Here is a 1,212-nt window from a genome sequence, read left to right as displayed (position 1 = left end):
ATGGCAAAGGAAAAGTTTGAGCGTAATAAGCCGCACGTCAACATCGGCACGATTGGGCATGTTGACCACGGCAAGACGACGCTGACCGCAGCAATCACCAAGTATTTCGGTGACTTCAAGGCGTATGACCAGATTGACGGCGCGCCGGAAGAGAAAGCCCGCGGCATCACCATCTCGACCGCGCACGTGGAATACGAGACCGACGCGCGCCACTATGCACATGTCGACTGCCCCGGCCACGCTGACTACGTCAAGAACATGATTACCGGTGCCGCTCAGATGGACGGCGCGATCCTGGTTGTGAACGCCGCTGACGGCCCGATGCCGCAGACCCGCGAGCACATCCTGCTGGGCCGCCAGGTTGGCATCCCGAAGATGGTCGTGTTCATGAACAAAGTTGACCAGGTTGACGACGAAGAGCTGCTGGAACTGGTGGAAATGGAAATCCGCGAGCTGCTGTCTTCGTATGAATACCCCGGCGACGATATTCCGATCATCGCAGGTTCGGCTCTGGCCGCGATGGAAGGCCGTGACCCTGAGATCGGCGAGAACAAGATCCGCGAGCTGATGGCGGCTGTTGATGACTACATCGACACCCCTGAGCGTGCTGTTGACCAGCCGTTCCTGATGCCGATCGAAGACGTGTTCTCGATCTCGGGCCGTGGTACGGTTGTGACCGGCCGTGTCGAGCGTGGCGTGATCAACGTTGGCGACGAGATCGAAATCGTCGGCATCCGTGACACCGCGAAAACCACCTGCACCGGCGTTGAAATGTTCCGCAAGCTGCTGGACCGCGGTGAAGCGGGCGACAACATCGGCGCCCTGCTGCGTGGTGTGGACCGTGACGGCGTTGAGCGTGGCCAGGTTCTGTGTAAGCCGGGTTCGGTGACACCGCACACCAAGTTCGAAGCCGAAGCCTATATCCTGACCAAGGAAGAAGGCGGCCGTCACACCCCGTTCTTCGCGAACTACCGTCCTCAGTTCTACTTCCGGACCACTGACGTGACCGGCACCGTGACCCTGGCGGAAGGCACCGAGATGGTCATGCCCGGCGACAACGTGTCGTTCGGCGTTGAGCTGATCGCCCCGATCGCGATGGAAAACGGCCTGCGCTTTGCGATCCGCGAAGGCGGCCGCACCGTCGGCGCCGGCGTCGTGTCGAAAATCGTAGAATAATCCGTAGGCCGGGCTTCAGCCCGGCACATCGGTGAA

The 1,212-nt window shown here is 60.6% G+C and carries 1 protein-coding gene; it reads left to right on the top strand.

The genetic code is table 11. The annotated features are described in order from the left end of the window. A partial coding sequence (gene tuf / locus ACR0ES_RS20160) for an elongation factor Tu (protein WP_480492715.1) occupies nucleotides 1-1,176 on the top strand: 1,176 nt, incomplete at its 5' end. Nucleotides 1,177-1,212: the final 36 nt, after the last annotated feature.

Source organism: Ruegeria sp. N7 (assembly GCF_056531345.1).
This window is presented reverse-complemented; position numbering and strand designations above follow the sequence as displayed.